Raw genomic sequence first — 1,168 nt, forward strand, 5'->3', positions numbered from 1 at the left:
TAAGGCTACGCTGAAGAAGCCGCCGTTTTCGTCGACGGCCTGCTGCTGAATTTCGGAATGAGAGATCAGCGACGCGATTGGTTCGATTTTCTTGCCCCGAAGGGCCTTGTAAGCGGGTCTCCCGACCCACTTTGGCCGCTCATGGACGCACCTGTGCCATGAGCCGCTCGCGGCTCATGTAGATGTTGCTCAACGCCAGTGCTGTGAAGGCGCGCGTGGCGTTCTTCGCCAGGCCGCGATAGCGCACCTTGACGAAACCCCATAGCCGTTTGACCACCGCAAAGACGTGCTCGACCCGCGCACGTATCTTCGACTTGTTGCGGTTCTTCGAGCGTCTGGCGTCATCGACTTCACCACTGCGCCTGCGCACACGCTGGTTGGTAAAGTCCTTCGCGTGCGGTGCCTTGCTGGCAATGAGTTCCTTCTGGCTCGCATAGGCGCTGTCGCCGTACACACGCCGCTCGGCGCCGTGCAGCAGAGCCGGCAGCGGATGCTTGTCATGCACGTTCGCAGCCGTCACTACCGCGCTGTGTGCCAGTCCCGTCTGGCTATCCACGCCGATGTGCAGCTTCATGCCGAAGTACCACTGCTGGCCTTTCCTCGTCTGATGCATTTCGGGGTCTCGCGCCTTGTCCGCATTCTTCGTGGAACTGGGCGCCCCGATGATGGTGGCATCCACGATCGTGCCGGTGCCAACCTTCAGCCCCCGCCCTTGCAGTACTTCGCCGACCTTGGCGAACAACTGCTCGCCGAGCTTGTTGCGCTCCAGCAGCCGGCGAAACTTCAACAGCGTCGTGCCATCGGGAACGCGCTCGCGCCCCAGGTCAATCCCAACGAATCGCCGCAATGCAGTGCTGTCCAGCAGCGCCTCCTCGCACGCTTCATCCGCCAGGTTGAACCAGTGCTGCACAAAGTGCATGCGCAGCATGCGCTCCAGACCAACTGGCGGGCGACCGCCTTGACCCTTCGGATAGTGCGGCTCGACAACCTCGCACAACTGCGTCCACGGCACGATCTGCTCCATCGTCTCAAGGAACACATCACGTTTGGTTGGCCGACGGTACTGTTCGAATCCGGCGCCTTGATCGGCCGCCATCGCAAGGGTCTGTTGTTTCATCCGCATTTAACGATTCACCGCCCAACGGCGTTGACCTTTTTCAGCGTAGCC

1 protein-coding gene is annotated in these 1,168 nt (G+C 61.1%); it reads right to left on the bottom strand.

Annotated elements, in window-relative coordinates:
• Window positions 1-139: 139 nt before the first annotated feature.
• Entirely contained in the window at window positions 140-1,117 is a 978-nt protein-coding gene (locus ACGLHR_RS51755) for an IS5 family transposase (RefSeq protein ID WP_267600512.1), read from the bottom strand.
• Window positions 1,118-1,168: the final 51 nt, after the last annotated feature.

It is taken from the genome of Cupriavidus sp. CuC1 (assembly GCF_044627735.1).
GTDB classification, from domain to species: domain Bacteria; phylum Pseudomonadota; class Gammaproteobacteria; order Burkholderiales; family Burkholderiaceae; genus Cupriavidus; species Cupriavidus ulmosensis.

What these genes read in the sequence shown, in the direction of transcription:
- ACGLHR_RS51755 (WP_267600512.1), bottom strand. Translation starts at nt 1,117, where the DNA reads ATGAAACAACAGACCCTTGCGATGGCGGCCGATCAAGGCGCCGGATTC.